Origin of the sequence: Streptomyces sp. NPDC093097, assembly GCF_044754325.1 — a bacterium.
Taxonomy (GTDB): domain Bacteria; phylum Actinomycetota; class Actinomycetes; order Streptomycetales; family Streptomycetaceae; genus Streptomyces.
Genome location: NZ_JBIVOW010000041.1, coordinates 1 through 19,574, shown reverse-complemented (window position 1 = coordinate 19,574; position 19,574 = coordinate 1). Strand labels below are relative to the sequence as shown.

19 protein-coding genes are annotated in these 19,574 nt (G+C 69.4%); 11 read left to right on the top strand and 8 right to left on the bottom strand.

Annotation, left to right across the window (positions count from 1 at the left end):
- The first annotated feature begins 133 nt into the window (after positions 1–133).
- The 3 genes from ACIQE0_RS37515 (at position 134) to ACIQE0_RS37505 (ending at position 3,198) form a co-directional block, all read left to right on the top strand.
- Positions 134–1,810, top strand: coding sequence for an ISAzo13 family transposase (locus ACIQE0_RS37515; RefSeq protein ID WP_402340584.1), 1,677 nt, complete (start codon positions 134–136; stop codon positions 1,808–1,810).
- A gap of 153 nt (positions 1,811–1,963) precedes the next feature.
- Entirely contained in the window at positions 1,964–2,392 is a 429-nt protein-coding gene (locus ACIQE0_RS37510) for a trypsin-like serine protease (RefSeq protein ID WP_402340550.1), read from the top strand.
- 227 nt (positions 2,393–2,619) lie between these two features.
- Entirely contained in the window at positions 2,620–3,198 is a 579-nt protein-coding gene (locus ACIQE0_RS37505) for a M15 family metallopeptidase (RefSeq protein ID WP_402340547.1), read from the top strand.
- 531 nt (positions 3,199–3,729) lie between these two features.
- Here ACIQE0_RS37505 and ACIQE0_RS37500 read toward each other — a convergent pair.
- Positions 3,730–4,419: a hypothetical protein gene (locus ACIQE0_RS37500; RefSeq protein WP_402340544.1), complete on the bottom strand. Its 690-nt coding sequence runs from the start codon at positions 4,417–4,419 to the stop codon at positions 3,730–3,732.
- Between the two features lie 951 nt (positions 4,420–5,370).
- Between ACIQE0_RS37500 and ACIQE0_RS37495 the strand changes: the two genes are divergently transcribed.
- The 3 genes from ACIQE0_RS37495 (at position 5,371) to ACIQE0_RS37485 (ending at position 9,325) form a co-directional block, all read left to right on the top strand.
- Positions 5,371–6,135: a DeoR/GlpR family DNA-binding transcription regulator gene (locus ACIQE0_RS37495; protein WP_366338833.1), complete on the top strand. Its 765-nt coding sequence runs from the start codon at positions 5,371–5,373 to the stop codon at positions 6,133–6,135.
- Positions 6,132–7,079, top strand: a complete 948-nt coding sequence (gene pfkB, locus ACIQE0_RS37490) for a 1-phosphofructokinase (protein WP_366338811.1) — start codon at positions 6,132–6,134, stop codon at positions 7,077–7,079. Before ACIQE0_RS37495 ends, pfkB begins: the two co-directional genes overlap by 4 nt.
- 224 nt (positions 7,080–7,303) lie before the next feature.
- On the top strand, positions 7,304–9,325 hold the full coding sequence (locus ACIQE0_RS37485; RefSeq protein ID WP_402340541.1) for a fructose-specific PTS transporter subunit EIIC: 2,022 nt from the start codon (positions 7,304–7,306) through the stop codon (positions 9,323–9,325).
- A gap of 595 nt (positions 9,326–9,920) precedes the next feature.
- Here the strand turns inward: ACIQE0_RS37485 and ACIQE0_RS37480 are convergent.
- The 3 genes from ACIQE0_RS37480 to ACIQE0_RS37470 all read right to left on the bottom strand — a co-directional run bounded on the left by ACIQE0_RS37480 (position 9,921) and on the right by ACIQE0_RS37470 (position 11,380).
- Positions 9,921–10,151 carry a hypothetical protein gene (locus tag ACIQE0_RS37480; RefSeq protein ID WP_402340538.1) on the bottom strand — a complete coding sequence of 77 codons (231 nt, stop codon included), beginning with the start codon at positions 10,149–10,151 and terminating at the stop codon, positions 9,921–9,923.
- Between the two features lie 62 nt (positions 10,152–10,213).
- Entirely contained in the window at positions 10,214–10,636 is a 423-nt protein-coding gene (locus ACIQE0_RS37475; RefSeq protein WP_366338805.1) for a Rid family hydrolase, read from the bottom strand.
- A gap of 69 nt (positions 10,637–10,705) precedes the next feature.
- On the bottom strand, positions 10,706–11,380 hold the full coding sequence (locus tag ACIQE0_RS37470) for an HD domain-containing protein (protein WP_366338803.1): 675 nt from the start codon (positions 11,378–11,380) through the stop codon (positions 10,706–10,708).
- 71 nt (positions 11,381–11,451) lie between these two features.
- Between ACIQE0_RS37470 and ACIQE0_RS37465 the strand changes: the two genes are divergently transcribed.
- Entirely contained in the window at positions 11,452–12,432 is a 981-nt protein-coding gene (locus ACIQE0_RS37465) for a GlxA family transcriptional regulator (RefSeq protein ID WP_402340534.1), read from the top strand.
- A gap of 307 nt (positions 12,433–12,739) precedes the next feature.
- Here the strand turns inward: ACIQE0_RS37465 and ACIQE0_RS37460 are convergent, their stop codons facing one another.
- Together ACIQE0_RS37460 and ACIQE0_RS37455 are read right to left on the bottom strand one after the other, a co-directional pair.
- Positions 12,740–13,492, bottom strand: a complete 753-nt coding sequence (locus ACIQE0_RS37460) for an SDR family NAD(P)-dependent oxidoreductase (protein ID WP_402340531.1) — start codon at positions 13,490–13,492, stop codon at positions 12,740–12,742.
- Positions 13,489–13,806: a hypothetical protein gene (locus ACIQE0_RS37455; protein ID WP_402340528.1), complete on the bottom strand. Its 318-nt coding sequence runs from the start codon at positions 13,804–13,806 to the stop codon at positions 13,489–13,491. The genes ACIQE0_RS37460 and ACIQE0_RS37455 overlap by 4 nt, the downstream gene beginning before the upstream one ends.
- 70 nt (positions 13,807–13,876) lie before the next feature.
- On the opposite strand from ACIQE0_RS37455, the gene ACIQE0_RS37450 reads away from it, so the two are divergent.
- Both ACIQE0_RS37450 and ACIQE0_RS37445 read left to right on the top strand, forming a co-directional pair.
- Positions 13,877–14,725, top strand: coding sequence for a LysR family transcriptional regulator (locus ACIQE0_RS37450; RefSeq protein ID WP_402340526.1), 849 nt, complete (start codon positions 13,877–13,879; stop codon positions 14,723–14,725).
- 383 nt (positions 14,726–15,108) lie between these two features.
- Positions 15,109–15,384 carry a hypothetical protein gene (locus ACIQE0_RS37445; RefSeq protein ID WP_366338794.1) on the top strand — a complete coding sequence of 92 codons (276 nt, stop codon included), beginning with the start codon at positions 15,109–15,111 and terminating at the stop codon, positions 15,382–15,384.
- 28 nt (positions 15,385–15,412) lie between these two features.
- On the opposite strand, the gene ACIQE0_RS37440 is transcribed toward ACIQE0_RS37445, so the two are convergent.
- On the bottom strand, positions 15,413–16,246 hold the full coding sequence (locus ACIQE0_RS37440) for a PIG-L family deacetylase (protein WP_402340523.1): 834 nt from the start codon (positions 16,244–16,246) through the stop codon (positions 15,413–15,415).
- A gap of 414 nt (positions 16,247–16,660) precedes the next feature.
- On the opposite strand from ACIQE0_RS37440, the gene ACIQE0_RS37435 reads away from it, so the two are divergent.
- Positions 16,661–17,674: an NADPH:quinone reductase gene (locus ACIQE0_RS37435; protein WP_402340520.1), complete on the top strand. Its 1,014-nt coding sequence runs from the start codon at positions 16,661–16,663 to the stop codon at positions 17,672–17,674.
- Between the two features lie 199 nt (positions 17,675–17,873).
- On the opposite strand, the gene ACIQE0_RS37430 is transcribed toward ACIQE0_RS37435, so the two are convergent.
- Positions 17,874–18,329, bottom strand: coding sequence for a nuclear transport factor 2 family protein (locus tag ACIQE0_RS37430; RefSeq protein WP_402340518.1), 456 nt, complete (start codon positions 18,327–18,329; stop codon positions 17,874–17,876).
- Positions 18,330–19,358: 1,029 nt separating this feature from the next.
- On the opposite strand from ACIQE0_RS37430, the gene ACIQE0_RS37425 reads away from it, so the two are divergent.
- On the top strand, positions 19,359–19,574 hold a 216-nt coding region (locus ACIQE0_RS37425; RefSeq protein ID WP_402340515.1), incomplete at its 3' end, for a hypothetical protein.

Sequence of the window (19,574 nt, the reverse complement as noted above, 5' to 3'; positions counted from 1 at the left end):
CAGGGTCCCGCTCTCATACCCAGACCGGACACACCCTCAGCACCCTCTTGGCCAGGGCGAATACCCCTTAAGGGCTTGCCGGAGAACAAGGCGTCGCTTCCGTGATGGTAGCTCGTTGTTGTGGTATGGGGATCTGGAGGGGACCGAGGCGGCGCTGGTGGCGAAGTTCCAGGCGCTGTTCCCGCACTTGGATGAGCGGCAGCGTCGGCTGGCTATGGGGGCGGAGGCCCGGTCGCTGGGGCATGGCGGGATCCGCGTAGTGGCCCGTGCCGCCGGGGTGCGTGAGGGAACCGTGTCCCGTGGGGTGACTGAACTCGAATCCGGCGAGGAGCCGTTGGGGCGTGTCCGTCGGGCGGGTGGTGGCCGCAAGCGGGTGGTGGACCTGGATCCGAGGCTGCGGTCGGCGCTGCTGGCGCTGGTCGAGCCGGATATGCGCGGGGATCCGATGTCGCCGCTGCGGTGGACGACGAAGTCGACCCGGCGCCTGGCGGAGGAGCTGACGAGGCAAGGGCACCGGGTTTCGGCGGACACGGTCGCCGTCCTGCTGCGAGAGGAGGGCTTCAGTCTGCAAGGCAACGCCAAGACCATCGAAGGCGCCCAGCATCCGGACCGGGACGCGCAGTTCCGCTATATCAACGAGCGGGCCAAGGAGTTCCAGGCGGCCGGGGATCCGGTGATCAGCGTGGACACCAAGAAGAAAGAGATCGTCGGCAACTACAAGAACGCCGGATGTCAGTGGCGTCGTGAAGGCGATGCGGTCCGGGTCCGCACCCATGACTTTCCCGACCCCGATCTGGGCAAGGCGATCCCGTACGGGATCTACGACCTGTCGGCGGATGCCGGCTGGGTGAACGTCGGCACCGACCACGACACCGCGGCCTTCGCCGTGGAGTCGATCCGCCGCTGGTGGAACGGATGCCGCCGGGATGCCTACCCTGCCTCCCGGCGGCTGCTGATCACCGCGGATGCTGGTGGTTCCAACGGCTACCGCACCCGTGCCTGGAAGGCCGAACTGGCCGCTCTGGCCGTGGAAACGGGCCTGGAGATTACCGTGTGTCACTTTCCTCCGGGCACATCGAAATGGAACCGCATCGAGCACCGCCTGTTCTCCCACATCACGATGAACTGGCGAGGCAGGCCGCTGACCAGCCATGACGTCATCGTCAACAGCATCGCGGCGACCACCACCCACACTGGACTGACCGTCCAGGCCGAACTCGACACCACCGTCTACGCGACCGGCATCCGCATCGGCGACCGGCAGATGGAGGCTTTGCCGCTGGAGCGGCACGCCTGGCACGGCGACTGGAACTACAGTCTTCGCCCCGAGCCGTTCACCCACGTCGATGACGCTCCGGACCCATTCGACCAGCCCAGCCCCGACCTTGCCTGGCTGCGTCATCCGGCCCTGACCGGACTGCCGCCCGCCGACTGGGACGCGCTGATCACCACGCTCACCGCCCTCCACGAGAACCAGCGGGAGACAGACTTGACCAAACGGCGTGGTCACCGGCCCCGCCTGACGGCTCCAGGCACTGGCCGCCGTCCCGTCCTCACCCTCGCCGACCGGCTCCTGGCCACCCTCCTCCACTACCGGCACGGGCTCCCGCAGGTCGCCGTCGCCCGCCTCTTCTCCGTCACACCCGAAACCATCAACCGACGCATCCGCGACATCCGCCAACTCCTCACCGCAGCCCAATACACCGTTCATTCCACCGACACCCGCCTGACCACCCTGGAAGACCTCCAAGATTTCGCGACAGCAGCAGGCGCCATCAGCCCACCAGAGATCAAGACGGCGAGTTGTTGATCGGCAAGCCCTAACTTCGCGGCCTTGCGACAAGATCACCGACATGTGAACGGCCTTCCCACCCTCGCGTAATGCGCTATTGGCGCTCGACTGTCATGAAACGCTCACTTTGTCAAGACTTGGCGATCACATGCCGCTTCCAGACTTGCCTTGATGACATACCTCAAGCGCGGCGCTCCGTGCGCCTTCCTAGCCTCTGCGACGACGTTGCTCGTGGCGGCCCCGCAGGCCCAGGCCATCGTCAACGGTGAAAAGGCCACGGAGAGTTACCCCTTCATGGGGTCGTTGCAGAATCCCACATCGCGCCGTCCCGACGGACCCGCCTGTGGTGCCACCCTCGTGGAAGAGGAATGGGTGGTCACCGCCCGCCACTGCGTAGACGGGCGAGGCGAGCCCGACACCATGAAGGTGAGGATGGGTTCTTCCCGAGTGGACCGAGGCGGTGAACTGATCGGTTGGCCGCCCGTTTCCGGCTACCCATCAGGAAGAGCAGTCGGCCCTGAACAGTTGCTCCGACCAGGGGCGATGCCGACCACTCGTATGTGCAGTCCGACGGCACAGTCCAGCGCTGCCCGACTTTGAACCAGCCCTGCCCTGAAGGTGTTTTCCATGGACGCTGTCCCCACACCCGGCGATGGTGCCACAGCCGCGCCCGCCACTGTGGCCCCTCTCCGCGAATCATGTCCACGGCAGGATGCACGATGCCAGGAAGGCGGTCGGTAATGAGCCGCCGGAACACAAGGCGCACGGCCGAAGCACTACAGGTGGCGGGCAGGCGCACTCTCTGGCGTCGGCCCCTCGCCATGACCATGGTGGTGCTGGTGGTGGCAGCGGGAATCTGGTGGGCGGTGTATCCGGCGGAGGGCGAACCGGCGGCGCAGGCACAAACGCAGCAGGCGAAGCCGCAAGGCGGCCCGCCACCGTCACCGGGGCCGGAGGTACCGTCGCTGGGGCAGGAGACCGGAGCGATCGCTGACGGCCGCCGGATCACCCCGCTCGACACCGACCACCCCGCGGTCCGCTACCTCGACGAGGAACTCCTCAAGGCCGTGCAGAAGGCGGCCGTCGCCGCGCGCGGCGACGGTATCGAGCTGTTCATCACGTCGGGCTGGCGCAGCAAGGAGTATCAGCGTGATCTGCTGAAGAAGGCGGTGGAAAAATACGGAAGCCTGGAAAAGGCAAGGGAGTTCGTCGCCACTCCTGAGAAGTCCGCACATGTGTCCGGTAAGGCGGTCGACATCGGCCCCACCGACGCCGACGACTGGCTCATCAGGAAGGGGAGACGCTTCGGACTGTGCCAGGCGTACGCGAACGAGATATGGCACTTCGAGCTGCTGACCCAACCGGGAGCCGCATGTCCCGCACCACAGCCCGACGCCACCGGATGAGCAGAAGAAGCCCGACCGGCCGGGCAGGGCCACGGCCGAGCTGGGCCGGTCGGCTCTGCAGGCGGCCACCACGACGTCCACGGCCGTGAGGGAGCAGCAGCACGGATCACGCCCCGCCTGGCCGCTGGCGGACGTCGTGAGCGGCGGGCGGCGGAACGCGGGGCGGTCCTCGCGCTGCGGGCGGGTGCTTGCGGTTAGCCCGTGCCGGACGACGGTCAGCCCACTGCTCACCCGACCGCTTACCCCAAATGACCTGCGTCTTTCCCCTTCCGGGAGAAGCACTTCGGTAAGGGGCGCTGAGCAGAGTTCACGGCAGTCCGATCCGAAAGGAGCCTGCCGTGAACGCAGAACCGACGTTGATCACGCGTCTGAACACTGAGCGGGAGTGACTGTGTGCTGCACACGGCAACGCCGACCGGGTCCGGTCCTGGATGCTCTCCGCCGGCGTGCTGAATGCGGATCAGGCCCCTGCGGCGCTCGACGAGCTGTGCGTCGTGCTGAGGGAGCGGGCTGACCGTGACGGGACAGCCGTCAGCGATGCCTGGATGGGCGTCCTGCTGCAGCGGGTGGGCGCCGGCGACGAGCGGGATGCCGCAGGGCCGCCATCGCCTGCCCGACCGCCTCGGCCACCGCCCGCACCGACGATGTCCGCACCAGCTGCGCACCCGCCGGCAACGCCACACCCTCCAGCGCGCCGCGCTCCCCCACCGATGCGCCCGCGACCACCTCCGGCACAGAGTGTGGCGGCCGTGCCGCAGCCACCTTCGCCGCACCACCCTCACGCGGCCCAGCCAGGGCGAGATCAGCCAGCGCCTGCCTCGTCTGCTGCTCCTCCCGTTCCCGCCGCACCACCGCTCGGTCCGGCAGAACCCTGCCAGCCTCCAAATCCCGGCACACCACCCGATGCAACGACGCCAAAGAGGGCACCTCACCCCCGGCCTCCTTCAAGTGCCGGTGCAGCGCCGCCACATTTCCGCCCGCCTGCGCCAGTGCCTCCCAGGTCTGGTCGGACAACTCCAGCCGGGCCCGCGACCTGCGCTCCACACGGCCCTGTGTCCGCGCCACCTCCAGCCAGCGCCACACTGTGCGCACATTCACCCCACCGACCTGGGCGCCGGCACGCACCCGCGCCGTCGTCAACACCCCGGCCGCATCGAGCTCCAACAACCGCGCCACCAGCACCGACCTGGACACCCTCAACCCCGCCGCGACCTCACCCACGCGCCCGACTCCCCCACCCCACACCCTTCCGCCACGCAGACCGACACCCACCACCGTGCCGCCACGCAGCCCTGGGAAGGATCAAAAGTGCCGTTCCCAAGACAGCAGCACAGGGGAGGGTGCACCGACCCACGACAGCCACGCCCGCTACAGATACCGCCCCACGGCCGTGACCCCGCCGTCCCTCAACACCCGACCAGCGAAAACCTCCCGGCCTGGCATACCGTCACTGACACCAACCCGACACATCGCAATAGGTGATGGGGGGTACACGGTTCTCGGGGAAGGGCAGGGTGTCACGGTTGTACGTCAGCGCCGGCCACTCTTCCTGTCCGATGTGATCGACCCATCGGTCTCGGCTCAATGCCCTGGGGCCGCGAACGGTTTTCGGATCGCACCCCGTGCGGCGCCATCCGTGCAGAACCTCTTGCCCGCCCTCATCGTCACCGACCGAGGGCTCGCGCTGCGGCCGTCGCCCGGCCTGCTGCAGGCGGAAGAACGCGTAGCGACCGGGACTGTAAAGGGAACTCCTCCTGCTTCCATTGGCACCGCGGCCTCGTACTGGTGCCGGACGCGCTGGCCGCCCAGTGCTGCCCCGTCGAGCGGCTCGTCCCCGTGGGGGACCATGCACGGGTCCTCGGAGCCGTCGGCTCTCTCGTCGCGGGCGCCGGCGAGCACCTCCTCTTTCTGGAAGAGGCGCTCCTGGGGGCGGGCGTCGGTCAGGGGTGCGGTCGCTGACGGCGCTGTACCGGACACCGGACGATCCGCCGTGATCCGACGCCGGGGAGCGGGCCGGGCCTGTGGGTCCCGGTGCTGGTCGGATGTCTGTCTGCGCCTGCCTTGATGTCCGTTTAGGTCCGCTCGACGCCCGTTTGTGTTTACTTTGCGGCGAGTGGTGCGTACTGTGTCCGTGAAACCACAGGTTCGGGCATGGGACGGACTCAAACGCTGATGTATGCACCGGAGCGCCAGCAGGAGATCCTGCGGCTCGCCCGTGAGAGCGGGCGGGTGGATGTGCTGTCTCTCGCGGAGGCTTTCCAGGTCACCGCCGAGACGGTGCGGCGCGATCTGAAGGCCCTGGACCGGGCCGGCCTGGTGCGCAGGGTGCACGGCGGCGCCATCCCGGCCGGCCGGCTGGGCTTCGAGCCGGACCTCGCCGAGCGGGACGCCGTCGCCGCCGAGGAGAAACAGCGCATCGCCCGCGCCGCGCTGGCCGAACTTCCCGGCGACAGGGGCAGCGTGATCCTGGACGCCGGTACGACATGCGCCAGGCTCGCCGCCGAGATTCCGCTGGAGGCCGAGCTGACCGTCGTCACGCACGGCCTGCCGGTCGCCGTTTGGCTGGCCGACCGCCCCGGGCTCACCCTGCACCTCGTCGGCGGCCGGATCCGGCACCGTACCCGTGCCGCCGTCGACGACTGGGCGTTGCGCGCCTACCGGGAGATCAACGCCGATGTGGTCTTCCTCGCCACCAACGGCTTCTCCCTCGAGGGCGGCCTGACCACCCCGGACCTTGCGGAGGCCGCGGTCAAGCGGGCGCTGATCGCCGCCGCCCGCCGGGTCGTCCTCCTCGCCGACTCCGCCAAGTCCGGACAGCAGCATTTCGCCCGCTTCGGCGAACTGTCGGACGTGGACCTGCTCATCACCGACACCGGGCTGAGCCCCGACGACGCCCTCGCCATCGAGCGCGCGGGCACGGAAGTAGTGCGCGCATGATCCTCACCGTCACCCCGAACCCGAGCCTGGACCGTACGTACGAGATCCCGGCGCTGGACCGTGGGGCCGTGCTCCGGGCCACCACCGACCGGATCGACCCGGGCGGCAAGGGAGTCAACGTCTCGCGGGCCGTTGCCGCGGCCGGACGCCGCACCCTCGCGGTGATGCCGTTGGGCGGCCCCGCGGGCGCCGCACTGGCCGGGCTGCTGGGCGCCGAGGGCATCGAGGTGGCGGGGGTGCCGGTGACCGGCCAGACGCGTTCGAACATCTCGGCCGTCGAACCCGACGGCACCCTCACGAAGATCAACGCGACCGGGCCGGAGCTGACTGCCGCCGAGTCGGAAGCGCTGCTGGCGACGGTCGGCGAGCGTTCCGAAGGCGCCGACTGGGTCGCCTGCTGCGGCAGCCTGCCGCGAGGCCTGCCGCCCCAGTGGTACGCCGAGCTCGTCGCGCGGGCACACCGGGCGGGCGCCCGTATCGCCCTGGACACCTCCGGCCCGTCGCTGACCGCCGCGCTGCGCGAACGCCCGGACGTCGTCAAGCCGAACGCCGAGGAACTGGCGCAGGCTGTCGGCCGCCCGCTCGCGACCCTGGGCGACGCGGTCAAGGCCGCCGAGGAGCTGTGCGCGTCGGGCGCCCGCGCCGTACTGGCCTCGTTGGGCGCAGACGGCCAGCTGCTGGTCGACGGCGACGGCGCGCACTTCGCCAGCGCCCCCGTCGCCACCGTCCGCAGCAACGTCGGTGCGGGCGACGCCTCGCTGGCCGGTTTCCTCGTGGCCGGCGGCACGGGCGTACGGGCGCTGGCCACGGCGGTCGCCTACGGTGCGGCCGCCGTCCAGCTGCCGGGCAGCCTGATGCCGACACCTGCGGACCTGGTGCCGACGGCGGTCATCATGACGGACGAGGTCCCTCTCGCCCGTCCGCTGACGGAGCCGGTCCCATGACCGCGCGAGGCGGCGCCGGACCGTGGGTCGGTCGACCGGACGCTGCCGAGCGGAAGTCGGGAACCCCGCCCGCAGCCGGACCCGCCTTCCCGCACACCGGATCCGCATCCCCGCACAACACCCGGCCCACCAGGACCACCTGACCTGACTGCCCCCGATCCCCTGCCCCCCTCTGTCCCACCCCCCACCGCCCCACGGCGGTACCGCGCGCAAGGGAGCCCGCGATGAGTGAGTTGATCACCGCGGAACTGGTCGACCTCGGCCTGTCCGCAGAAACGAAGGAAGCCGCCGCCCGGTCGCTGGCCGAGCGCATGGCCGCGCTCGGCCGCGTCACCGACCTGGAGGGCTTCCTCGCGGACGTGGCCGCGCGCGAGGCCCAGATGCCGACCGGCCTGGACGGTGGCATCGGCATCCCGCACTGCCGCAGCGCACACGTCACGGAGCCGACGCTGGCCTTCGGGCGCAGCACCTCCGGTATCGACTTCGGGGCGCCGGACGGCCCGGCCGACCTGATCTTCCTGATCGCGGCCCCCACCGGCGGCGACGCGGATCACCTGACGATCCTTGCGTCGCTCGCCCGTCACCTGATGGACGAGGCGTTCACCGGCGCGCTGCGCTCGGCGACCGAGCCGGAGCGCGCTGCCGCCCTGATCCGCGGCGACGAACCGGCGGCGGAAGCGACCGACAGCGTGAAGCCGGCCGGGGCGCCGGCCGCGGACGGCGAGGCCGAAGCGGCGTCGCCCGGGGCCCCGGCCCCGCAGCCGTGCCCCGCCCCCGAGCCGACCCCGTTCCGTATCGTCGCCGTCACCTCCTGCCCCACCGGCATCGCGCACACCTACATGGCCGCCGAGTCGCTGGAGAAGGCGGGCCAGGCCGCCGGCGTCGTGGTGAGCGTCGAGACACAGGGCTCGGCCGGGTTCAAGCGGCTGGACCCTCAGCTCGTCGCGGACGCGGACGGCGTGATCTTCGCGCACGACGTCGAGGTACGGGACAAGGAGCGGTTCGCCGGCAAGCCGACCGTCGACGTCGGCGTGAAGGCGGGCATCAACCGCCCCGCCGAACTCATCGCCGAAGTACGCGAGAAGGCAGAGCGCGGCGGCGAGAGCGTCCCGGCGCGCACCGCCGCGCCGATGGACAGGGGCGGTGACGAGGGCGACGGCTTCGGCACCCGGCTGCGCAAGTGGCTGATGACGGGCGTCAGTTACATGGTGCCGTTCGTCGCCGCCGGAGGTCTGCTCATCGCCCTCGCCTTCGCGATCGGCGGGTACACGATCGACAAGGCGCCGTCCGTCGCCGAGCACTTCGTCTGGACGGAGTCCACGAGCTGGGCAGCCCTGTTGTTCCAGGTCGGCGGCGTCGCGTTCGGCTTCCTCGTGCCGATCCTGGCCGGGTTCATCGCATACGGCATGGCCGACCGGCCCGGCCTGGTCCCGGGCTTCGTCGGCGGCGCCGTCGCGCTCACCGTCAATGCGGGCTTCCTCGGCGGCCTGATCGCCGGTCTCCTGGCGGGCGCGGTGGTGATGGCGATCCAGCGGGTCGACATACCTCCGGTGCTGCGCGGCATCATGCCGGTGGTCGTGATCCCCCTGTTCTCCTCGGCGATCGTCGGCTTCCTGATGTTCCTCGTGGTCGGCAAGCCGGTCGCCGCGCTTCAGAAGGCCTTGACCGACTGGCTGTCCGGTCTCTCCGGCGCCAACGCGATCATCCTGGGCGTCATCCTCGGCCTGATGATGTGCTTCGACCTCGGCGGCCCGTTGAACAAGGTTGCCTATGCCTTCGCCGTCGGCGGCCTCGCCCATCCCAACGAGGGCAGCCTGAAGGTGATGGCTGCGGTGATGGCGGCCGGTATGGTCCCGCCGCTGGCGATGGCGCTGGCCACGACCGTGCGCGGCCGGCTCTTCACCAGGACCGAGCGCGAGAACGGCAAGGCGGCCTGGGTGCTCGGTGCCTCATTCATCACCGAAGGCGCAATTCCCTTCGCCGCCGCCGACCCCCTGCGGGTCATCCCCTCGGCGATGGCGGGCGGTGCGGTCACCGGCGCTTTGTCGATGGCCTTCGGTTGCAGCCTGCGTGCCCCGCACGGCGGCATCTTCGTGGTCCCGCTGATCGGCCGGCCACTGCTCTACCTGCTGGCCATCGCCGCCGGTACGGCCGTCACGGCAGCCCTGGTGATCCTCCTCAAGAGCCTCCGCGAGAAGACCTCCGCCGCTCGGCCCGACGAATCAAAGGCGAACGTTGCGGCCTGATGCCGCCTGATGCCGCCTAGGTGTATGCCCGGAGGTTGGGGACGCGCAGTCCCCAACAGGCCGCATGCGCAGGCAGGTCGGCGGTGCTGTGCGGGGGCCGGCGAGGTCTGGCAGGTGGGCGGGGCACCCGGTCGAGGTCGTCGAGCAGCTGCTGGGTGAGGGCGATCTCGTCGTCGGCCTGGCCGGGGCGGATCGTCCGAGGGGCTGCCCTACTTGCAACGGCCGGGTCCGTCGGCCTCGGGTGGTGTGGGGGCCGGCTCCTGTTGCTGCGGAGCAGGGGGCGAGGCCGGGGCGTTGGCAGGGTTGACCTGTTCTCGGGCGCGCCGGCGCGATGCCGGGCGATCGCGTCCAGGGCGGCGGGGCGGCGCGCCGGGGCGAGCGACGCTTACCCCGGCGCGCCGCCCAGGCAGCGGGTTCCCGGCTGAGAGCCCGGCGTTGGCCACTGGCCGGACGGCAACGCACCACGGGCAGGACGGTTCCCCCTGCCCAGCTGTCGTTCACGCCCGAAATGCACCCGGCGGTGGCTACGCTCCGCCGACAGCCCCGGCCCTGGCAACTGCAATGCCAGGGCCGGGTCGTTGGCACGGGCCTACGGCTAGAGGTTGTCCCGTAGGGGGCGTGGGTTATCCGGTGAGCGCCTGGTTGCGGTGCCGGGCGGTGCCGGGCATCGCTTGGTGATCCGGTAGTTGCCGACCAGTGTCTTGGTCGTCTTTCGCCCGGCGAGCCCGGGCGCCTCCGGCTCCTCCTTCGCCTTCTTCGGGAGCGGCATGGCCGTCGATGTCGGCGGCGCGAGGTCGGGCGGGCCGGGACGTCGAGCGGTCTTCATGACGGACTCCACGTCCATCGTGACGGGCTTCCGGGCCCGGGAGCGGCTCCCGGAGCAGCGGTTTACCGGGATGCGTCGGGGTATGCGGCGGTTGCGCGGATCTCGACGAGGAGCCCCTCGCTGGCGAGGCCGCTGACCCCGATGATCGTCCAGGTGGGGTAGGGCGCTTCGATGAGGTGCTGCTTGGCTTTGATGAAGCCGGGCAGGTGCTGGCGGATGTCGACGTGGTAGCTGGTGACGTCGATGAGGGCGGACATGTCGAGGTTCTCTATGCGGAGGATCTCCTCGATCTTTCGGATGGAGATCTCGGTCTGTTCCTCGATGGTGTCCGGGATGGTTCCGTCGGCGCGGCGGCCGATCGTTCCGGCGATGTGCAAGAGGCCGTGCGCGCGCACCGCGGCGGAGTAGCCGAAGCTTGCGAAGGCGTTGGTGGTTTCTCCGAAGACCGCGTTGTTTTCGGGGATTTCGACGGTGTGGATGGTCATGGTGGTGCTTCCTGTTCTTTGTTGGATCTGTGTTGGTTTGTTTGTTGTTGGGTTGTGGAGTGTGTGGGGTCAGGCGTCCCAGCGGGATGAACGGCTGGTGTGTTCCAGGCGGGTCCGGCCGAAGGTCTGGCGTTCGCGTAGGAGTTCGCCGGGGACGGTGTATCGGGGTGCGTTGTTCGGGTTTTTCGCGGCTTGCGCGACGATCGCGTCGGTGAGTGAGCGGACCATGTCCAGCCGTGGGTAGGCGGTGTGTATGGCGTGGGCCTGTTGGTCGGTGATCGCGTCGAGGTGGTCGGCGCCCGCCGGGCCGCCGAAGTCGAGGGTGACGCCTTCGCGGACGAGCACGCACAGCGTGCCGCGGCGTTCCGCGATGCCTGGGGAGGTGTGTAGGGCGATGGCCTGCCAGACCTGGTCGGCGTCGGCCGTGGACGTCCCTTGTTGGATGAGGAGTTCGGCGGCTCGGTCGGCGCCTTCGACTTCGAACCGCTGTCGGTGCGCGCCGTCTGACGCGAGTCCGAGGTCGTGCATTGCGCACGCGGCGAACAGCAGGTCGTCCCTGTAGTCGTGGTCGGCGGTCAGGCCGAGATGGTCGGCGGCCAGGCGGGCGAACAGGTAGCTGCGGATGCTGTGGTTGAAGACGGACGGTGTTTCTACCGGTCGGATGAGGTTTATGACCGCGTCGGCAAGTGGTGTGCTGGGCAGGGCGATCGGGTCGGCGGTCGTCTCGAGGTGAGGTCCGGTCATGTCCTCAGCCTGACTGCGACCGCTGTGACCTGGCGAGAGGCAATATTTCCTTACTTCGTTAGAATCTTGCCATGGCAGCTCATCGAGTCGCGGTGCTGGCGTTGGACGGGGTCACCCCGCTCGACCTGGCGATCCCGACGCAGATCTTCACCACCCGGCCGGAAACCCCCTACGAGATGACCCTGTGTGCGTTGGGCCCGAAGGTGGCCACCAGTGCGGGTTTCGCGCTGATCGCCGACGGATGTCTGGAGCAGGTGCGCGCCGCCGACACTGTGATCGTGCCGGGGTTCGAGCCGGTTCTCCCGTTGCCGGACGTCGTGTTGGACACGCTGGCTGAAGCCCGCGGCCGAGGTAGGCGTGTGGTGTCGATCTGCACGGGTGCTTTTGCGCTGGCCGAGGCGGGCGTGCTGGACGGGCTGCATGCCACGACTCACTGGAAGCACATCGATGAATTCGAGCGGGACTTCCCGGCCGTGACGGTCGATCGCGACGTGCTCTATGTCGACGAGGGCGAGGTGCTCACTTCGGCCGGGGTGTGTTGCGGTATCGACCTGTGTCTGCACATCGTGCGCCGCGACCTGGGCGCGGAGGTGGCCAATCAGATCGCCCGTGGTCTGGTCGCCGCTCCGCACCGGGACGGTGGGCAGGCTCAGTATGTGCCGGCTCCCGTCGCGGTGGCTGGTGAGGCGTCGTTGTCCGGTACCCGTGGATGGGCTCTGCACCGGCTCGGTGAGCCGCTCACGCTGCGTGTGCTTGCCCGGCATGCGGGCTTGTCGCAACGCACGTTCATGCGCCGGTTCACCGAGGAGACGGGTACGACCCCGTTGCAGTGGGTGCTCAACGCTCGGCTCGGCAGGGCGCGGGAGCTGTTGGAAACCACGGGCCTCTCTGTGGATCAGGTGGCGCGGGATTGCGGGTTGGGCACGGCAGCCAATCTGCGGTTGCATTTCCGGCGCACGTTGGACACCACTCCCACCGCCTACCGCCGGACCTTCGCACACGCGGCGTCGCGCGGTTCGGTGTCATCGCCAGCAGTTCCGCGCACGGGCTGAGAGCGGCCGCCACGCGGTCCCACAGGCGCCCGTCTGTCCGTGGCCGGCTGCCAAACTTGGCGCCGAGCCGCCGGTCCGGCGGGGAGCCGGCGTCGTCGTGCCGGCCGGGTCACTGGGCAAGCCTGCCGGTGGGAGCTGGGCAAGCCGCTCGGTATTCGGGGCGGGACTGTGGAGGGGTGTGGCCTGGGGCGTGATGTCGGCGGGCGGGTCGGCGCGTTCGTCGAAGAGGTGTTGGCGTCCTGGTCGGTGGCGCCGATCTGTACGGCTCAGGCCGTGTCGAGCCCGGTGGTCTGGATGTCGAGGGCGGTCAGGTGCGGCGTCCGCCGTCGATCGACAGCGTGGTGCCGGTGACGTAGGAGGACTCCTCTGAGCAGAGCCAGATGGCGGCGTCGGCGATCTCGTCGGGGGTGGCGAGGCGGCCGAGCGGGGTGAGTGCCTGGTGTTGGGCGATCATGTCGGTGCCCTCGGCGAGCTGGTCCAGTTTCGCGGTGCGGGTCATTCCGGGAGCCAGGGCGTTGACGCGGATGCCGGCTGGGGCGTAGTCGATGGCGGCGGCCTTCGTCAGGCCGATGACGCCGTGCTTGCCGGCCACGTACGCGGGAGAGCGCGGGATGGCGTGCAGGCCGCCGCCGGAGGCGATGTTGGTGATCGCCCCGCCCCCGGCCCGGCGCAGTTCGGGGATTTCGTGCTTGAGGCAGAAGAACGTGCCGGTCAGATTGATGCGCAGCACACGCTCCCATTCCGGTGCCGTCATCTCGGTCAGTTCCTGGCCGCTGGAGGGGACGGCTGCGTTGTTGACCGCCAGGTCCAGCCGTCCGAATGCGGTTACGGTTCTGCGGATCGCCGAGCGGACGGAGTCCTCGTCGGCGATGTCGATGGGGAGGGCGAGCGCCGAGCCGCCTGCGGCGGTGATCGCCTCGGTGCTCGCGTGCGCTGCGGCCTCGTTCAGGTCGAGGACCGCCACCGCTGCGCCACGGCGGGCGAGACCGGACGCGATGGCGCGTCCGATCCCGCTGCCGGACCCGGTGACCAGGCCGACCTTGCCGGTGAAGTCGCTCATGCGAGTGTCTCGTGGTTCGCCCACGCGGCCTTGTACGGGTAGCGGGTCCGCCATGTGTCGAACACCTCGTCGACCTCCGGTGAGGCGAAGAGGGTTTCCAGCGTCTGCTGGTCGGCGACGCCGAGTTGGAGGACGACGGTGGCGATGAATGCCGGGATCTTTTCCTCGCCGGGGACCGGGATGTGGCGCTGTGCGGCGAAAGTCAGGAGCGAGCCGGTGTTCTTCGTCGCCTTTTCCACGTCCGCCAGGTATTGGTCCAGGGCGGTGTCGGGAATCGGTTCGGTGAACTGGACGAGCAGTGTGTGGTTGATCATGTCCCTATCCGACCACCGGACTGCCGGTCGCGTCCAAGATCTATCTCGCCTTGTTCGATAACCTGAGGGAATGGATCTGTTGGAGATCAGGGAGCTGCGGTATTTCGTCGCCGTCGCCGAGGAACTGCACTTCGGCCATGCCGCCGCCAGGCTGGCCATCGCGCAGCCCGCGCTGTCGAAGACCATCCGGCGCATCGAGTCACGGCTCCATGTGCAGCTGTTCGACCGCACCAGTCGCAGTGTCGCGCTGACACCCGCCGGCGCCGCTCTGCTCGAGCACGGCCGGCATGCGCTGAACGCGATGACGGTCGCCGTGCAGAACGCACAGCGCGCCGCCGGCGACAAACCGCTCAGGTTCGTCATCAAACCCGGCGGGGATGCGAACCTGCTCTCCGGAATCCTCGCCGCCTACGCCCAACATCCCTGCGCCCGGCAGGTCGACATCCTCTTCAGCGGCGCCACCGACCGGACCGATCATCTCCACGACGGACGCGCCGACGCGGCCCTGCTCTACGCTCCCTTCGACGACCTCACCGGGCTCGCCGCCGAGACCCTTCACGTCGAGGACCGCGTGGCCGTCCTCCCGGAGGGACACCGGCTCGCCGAGCGCGACGGCATCAACCTGGACGATCTGAGCGACGAGGTCTTCCCTCGGTGGCCAGGTGTTCCCGGCGAGGGGGACGGCCCCGAGATCGCCCATGCCGCCGAACTCATCGCGCTGGTCAGGATCGGCCGCGTCGTCGCCGTCGTGCCCCGCTCGCTCATCACGCCCGCGCCCCCGGGAATCGCGTGCGTTCCCGTCGCCGACGCAGGACCGAGCCAGATCGTCATCGCCCGCCGGGAACACGACCACCGTGACCACGTCACCGCGCTGATCACCGCCGCCGCATCACTGCGGCCGGGTTCAGTTGGCGGATGAGCCGGAAAAGCGCTCGGCGGCCAAGTGATGACGTACTCGGTTGCCTGTCAGCACGAGCAGGCTCGTTGACGTCCGACCCGGTCGGCCAAGGTCGGGGCGGTGCCATGACTGACGTCGCTGTCAGACGTCGCTGTCGAAGGACACCGCCCTGGCCATGTGGGCGTCACCTGGGCGAAGGCCGCGCCGGTGCCGAGCCGGTCCGGCCGCCCTGCTGCGTCGGGGGGCATCCGGCCCGAGCCGTCGGACGCGCAGGTACTTGAACGCCACGGCCGAAGCGAGAGCATGCCGGCGGAAGGGCGCGAGACCCAGGCAGCGCGAGGCAGGGAGCAGGTGAGGCGCGTGAGCGAACTGGTGCGCAACCGCACCAGGCCGAACTGCTGCGCATGGCCTGTGCGGGCGGCTTGGTGAACTGCAACTCCCCTGAGAAGTGGTGCAAGGACGAGATCGCCTCCACCGTCGCGGACATCGAACTCCAGGCTGCCGCCCAGCCCGCTCCGGCCCGGGCCACCGCAGGCACCACGCGGCCCACTCCGGCGAAGCGATTGCCGCGGCAGAACCACCACGACGAGTGTGACAAGACGCTGTACGAGGGCGGCACCTGCGCCTGCGTCCTCATCGAGCAGTACGGGCCGCCCTCCGAGCGGGACGATGTCTACTGAGACGGCCTGGTCCCGGTCGGGCGGGTGGTCAGCGCAGTCCGGCGAAGAGGTCGTTCTCGGGTACGGCCGCGCCGGTGGCGTCCTGGACACGGACGAAGGTCTCCATGCCCATCAGCTCGCCGAACCGCTCCTTGCCCATCTTGAGGAAGAAGATGCTTTCGCTCTGACTGGCGTGTGCGGCCAGCGCGTCGAACTTCTGGCCGCTGAACGCGGTGGTGTCCACCCACGTGGTGATGTCCTCGTCGGGGAGGCCGATCTCGGCCATCGCGGCGGCCTCGGCGGGATCCGGTTCCGGCATGTCCTCATGGAACTCGCGCATGATCTGGCCGAACCGCTGCATCATCGAGCGGGGCATCGTCGTCCAGTACACCTTCGGTGTCAGCGCGGTCGTCTTCAGCGCCGCCATCGTGATGCGGTGGGCCTGGATGTGGTCGGGGTGGCCGTAGAAGCCGTTCTCGTCGTAGGTGACGACCACATCGGGTCGGTAGTGCCGCATGAGTTCTGCGAGTCGGGCGGCGCCTTCCTCCACGGGGGTCTGCCAGAAGGACTGGGGGGCGTCGTTGCTCGGCCAGCCCATCATCCCGGAGTCGGCGTAGTCCAGCATCTCCAGACGGCTGATCTTCAGGACGTCACAGCTGGCCTTGAGTTCTTGACGGCGTATCAAGGCGACGGCCGACGGATCATGTCCGGGATCGCCCGGCTTGGCACCCCCCGGCCCGTCACCGTGACGGCCGTCGGTACACGTCACGAGCACCGTGCGGATGCCCTCCGCCGCGTAGCGTGCGAGGATCCCTCCGGTTCCGGTGGCCTCGTCGTCGGGATGGGCGTGCACCGCCATGAGCGTCAAGGGCCGGTCGGTCATGAAAAGTCCTCCTGCAGAAATACGTCTCGGTCCGGGTGCGCGGCGGGCGTACCGCATTCTCAAGGGGCCGGCTCCATCGGGGCGGAGGGCCTTGTGGTCTTCGCCTTGCCTGTCGGTGCGGTGCCGGTCTCTTGGTCGGGCAACAGTGCCGGCCCGACCGGTTGTTCCCGACGCGCACGGGAACATCTGCGCGCCTTGGATCATAGGGCGGTCGGCGGCCTGACCATCGCCCGCCCTACGTGCCTCCTGGCAGGCGGCGAACTGGACGGCCCGGCGGTGCTCAAGGCTCCGGCGGGGTTCGCCGAGGCTCCCGGAATATCTTGCTGCGTAAGGGGGTTGCGAGGGTGCCCCGTGCGGAGCGGTGTTCTCCTTGGGCGATGGCTTTGCCAGGGGCGAGCGAAGGGAGAGTGAGAGGTGAAGTCCGTCATCCGGACGGCTGCCGGTGGCCCCGAGGTCCTCCGACTCGTCGAGCGTCCGGTGCCCGAGCCCGGACCGGAGGAGGTGCGGGTCCGTGTGCACATCTCGGGTGTCAACCCCACCGACTGGCGCAGCCGCCGACGCGCGTTGCCGCCGGGCATGACCGAGCAGGTGCCCCATCAGGACGGCGCCGGGGTCATCGATGCCGTCGGTTCGCAGGTCGACCCGGCGCGGGTCGGGCAGCGAGTGTGGGTCTGGGAGGCCGCGTGGGAGCGGCCTTGGGGAACGGCGCAGCAGTACACACTCGTGCCCGACCGGCATGCCGTCGACCTGCCCGACCACGCCTCGTTCGAACTCGGCGCCGCCCTGGGCATCCCGGCCCTGACCGCCCACCGCGCGCTGACCGTTCACGACGGTGGACCGGGGCGTATCGCGCCCGGCACCCTGCGGGGCGCGACCGTACTGGTGGCGGGCGGCGCCGGTGCCGTCGGCAACGCGGCCGTCCAGCTCGCCCGTTGGGCCGGAGCGCGTGTGGTCACCACGGTCAGCAGCCCTGCCAAGGCCGCGCTGGCGCGCGCGGCCGGTGCCCACCAGGTGGTCGACTACCGCAGGCAGGACGCGACCGCGGACATCCTGGCCTTCGCCCCCGGGGGCGTCGACATCGTCGTGGAGGTCGCACCGGGCGCCAACGCCGCTCTCGACGTCGCGGTGGCCGCCCCGGGGGCTGTGGTGGCCTACTACTCGGGTGGCGAGGACGAGCGGCTCTCCGTCCCGGTGCTCTCCTCGTTGGCGGCGAACCTGCGTTGGCAGAGCGTCTTCGTCTACACCGTGCCGCCTGCCGCGAAGCAGCAGGCGCTCACCGATGTCGCGGCGGCTGTGGACGCGGGTGCGCTGCTCGTGGGCGAGGAGGCCGGGATGCCGCTGCACCGCTTCGCGCTGGAGCGCGCCGCTGACGCCCACAGCGCGCTTGAGCAGGGCGTGGTCGGGAGGGTCCTGCTCGATATTCCGTGACGTGGTGCCCCGTCGTAAATGATCTGGTCCGCGGCGGTTGCTGCGACCTGGGCCGACCGGAACGAGTGAGACGTGAGGACGCCGGGCATCTCGGTTGAAGTGGCCCCGGGAAGGCGGATGCCTGTTGCCGTCTCAGTTGGTCTGGTCCGTCTGGGGTTTCGAACTCGAACCCCACCTGGGTGGTCAGCCGTCCCGTGCCTTACGCCTGGTCGGTGTTGCGCAGTTGCTCGAACAGTTGGGGCAGCCGCCCGAAGCCGGCTGAGAGCCGCAGAACGTCGGCGTAGTCGCGCACGTGGACGATCTGTGATCTGCGGGCCCGCAGGAAGAGTACGAACCCTGATGCGAACGTCTCTCCTGTGGCGTGGTTGACGGCGTCGAACTCGTGCTCGGCGATGATCAGCTCCGGGTCCGACGTGTCGTGCACCCGCACGTCAGGGAACCCGACCACGGGTGACGGATGCGGCGAGGCCCAAGCCCGGGTGAAACCCGCACGGATCTGTTCGCGCCCCTCGTAGCGGGACGCCTCGCGCTGCGGGGCAAGGAAGGGAAACTCATAGACGGCGTCCTCGGCGAACAGGTCAGCCAGCGCATCCGGCGAGAAGTCCAGCATTGCCTGCTGAAAGCGTTCGAGTAACTGCCTCGGTGTCTGCGGCACGATTCCTCCGTCTCTGGCTCCGGTGAGCGCGTGAAACAGTACGGCCCAGCCGCTCTCGACGCAGGCGAATCTCCGCTGTACCCCAGCCGGTCGCCTGGCATGGTGGTCAGGCCTCACAAGACACCTGAGACCAGAGGCGAATCGGCCCACATCAGTTGACGCGGGGACCACTTCAGCAGAGACGGGACAGCGGCGTGGGGCCCACCTCAACGCCCACCGGTTCGTTTGGCCCTCAGCGCCCGTCAGGGAGTCGAACATAGCTCGCCCCGCCAAGGGAAGTCGAGGGGGCCGGAGGGCGGGAGACGGGCGCACAGTGCCCTTGACAGGGGTGATGGCGGTAAGACTCGCCTGAGCCGCGCCCTGTCGGCGACTGGGTTCCCCACGTCGACCGCGACGCAAGACCAGTCGCCGAGCCTTGCCTTGAGCCCCCCCGCACACGTACTTGGCAGTCGTGGTTGGGCCCCAGCAGCCCGACTGTTCGCCGGTGATAATGGCGATGACGTTCCGCACGAGACGAGTTCGGAGAACCTGCTCCACCTCGCTGGAGGCCAGACGAACCATTCTCGCTCAACGTCCCGATAACCGAGCGGATTTCTCGCTCGCTTCACCATCTTTGATGGTCAGAGAAGCGAACCGTCCTGAGTTTCATATGGTTGCTGGATAGCGCACACACCACCGCCACGGCGCGCCACGAACACGGCTCGGCAGCCGGCGTAGGAGCGGAGGCCGAGGTGGGCGCGGGGGTGGGGCGGGCAACAGTACAGGCGACCACGGGTCCGCCGGTAGGGCCGCCCCAGGCGACCGCGTGGGCCACCACCACCCCCTGCGGCAGGCCGACTACGGGCCCCTGGAGGGGCTCCAGGCCCAGTGACACAAGGTCGACACCGTCGAGGACCACCGCTGAGGTCGAGTTTGTGAACCCATGGCAACGGCGTCGCCACTGGCGGGCTCTTCGTGCTCGGGTTGTCAAACGCGAGCCTAGAAAGTACTTTCCATTTGGAAAGTTACTTTGCGTGTGGGAGTGAGTGGATGGACGAGTACCGGGTGAGCATGGATGTTGTGGCTCGTCAGCGCCGGGCCGCGGCTGCGCGGGTTCGGCTGGGCTGGTGGTTTCCGGTGTTGAGTGCGGTGTCCTGGGCACTCGCGGTCGGCGGTGAGTTCCCAGCGGCCGGCTACCGACGCTTAGGCATTCCGGACCTGCCGTACGGCCAGGTCGGCGGCCTGCTGTTCTTGGCGTTGATCGTG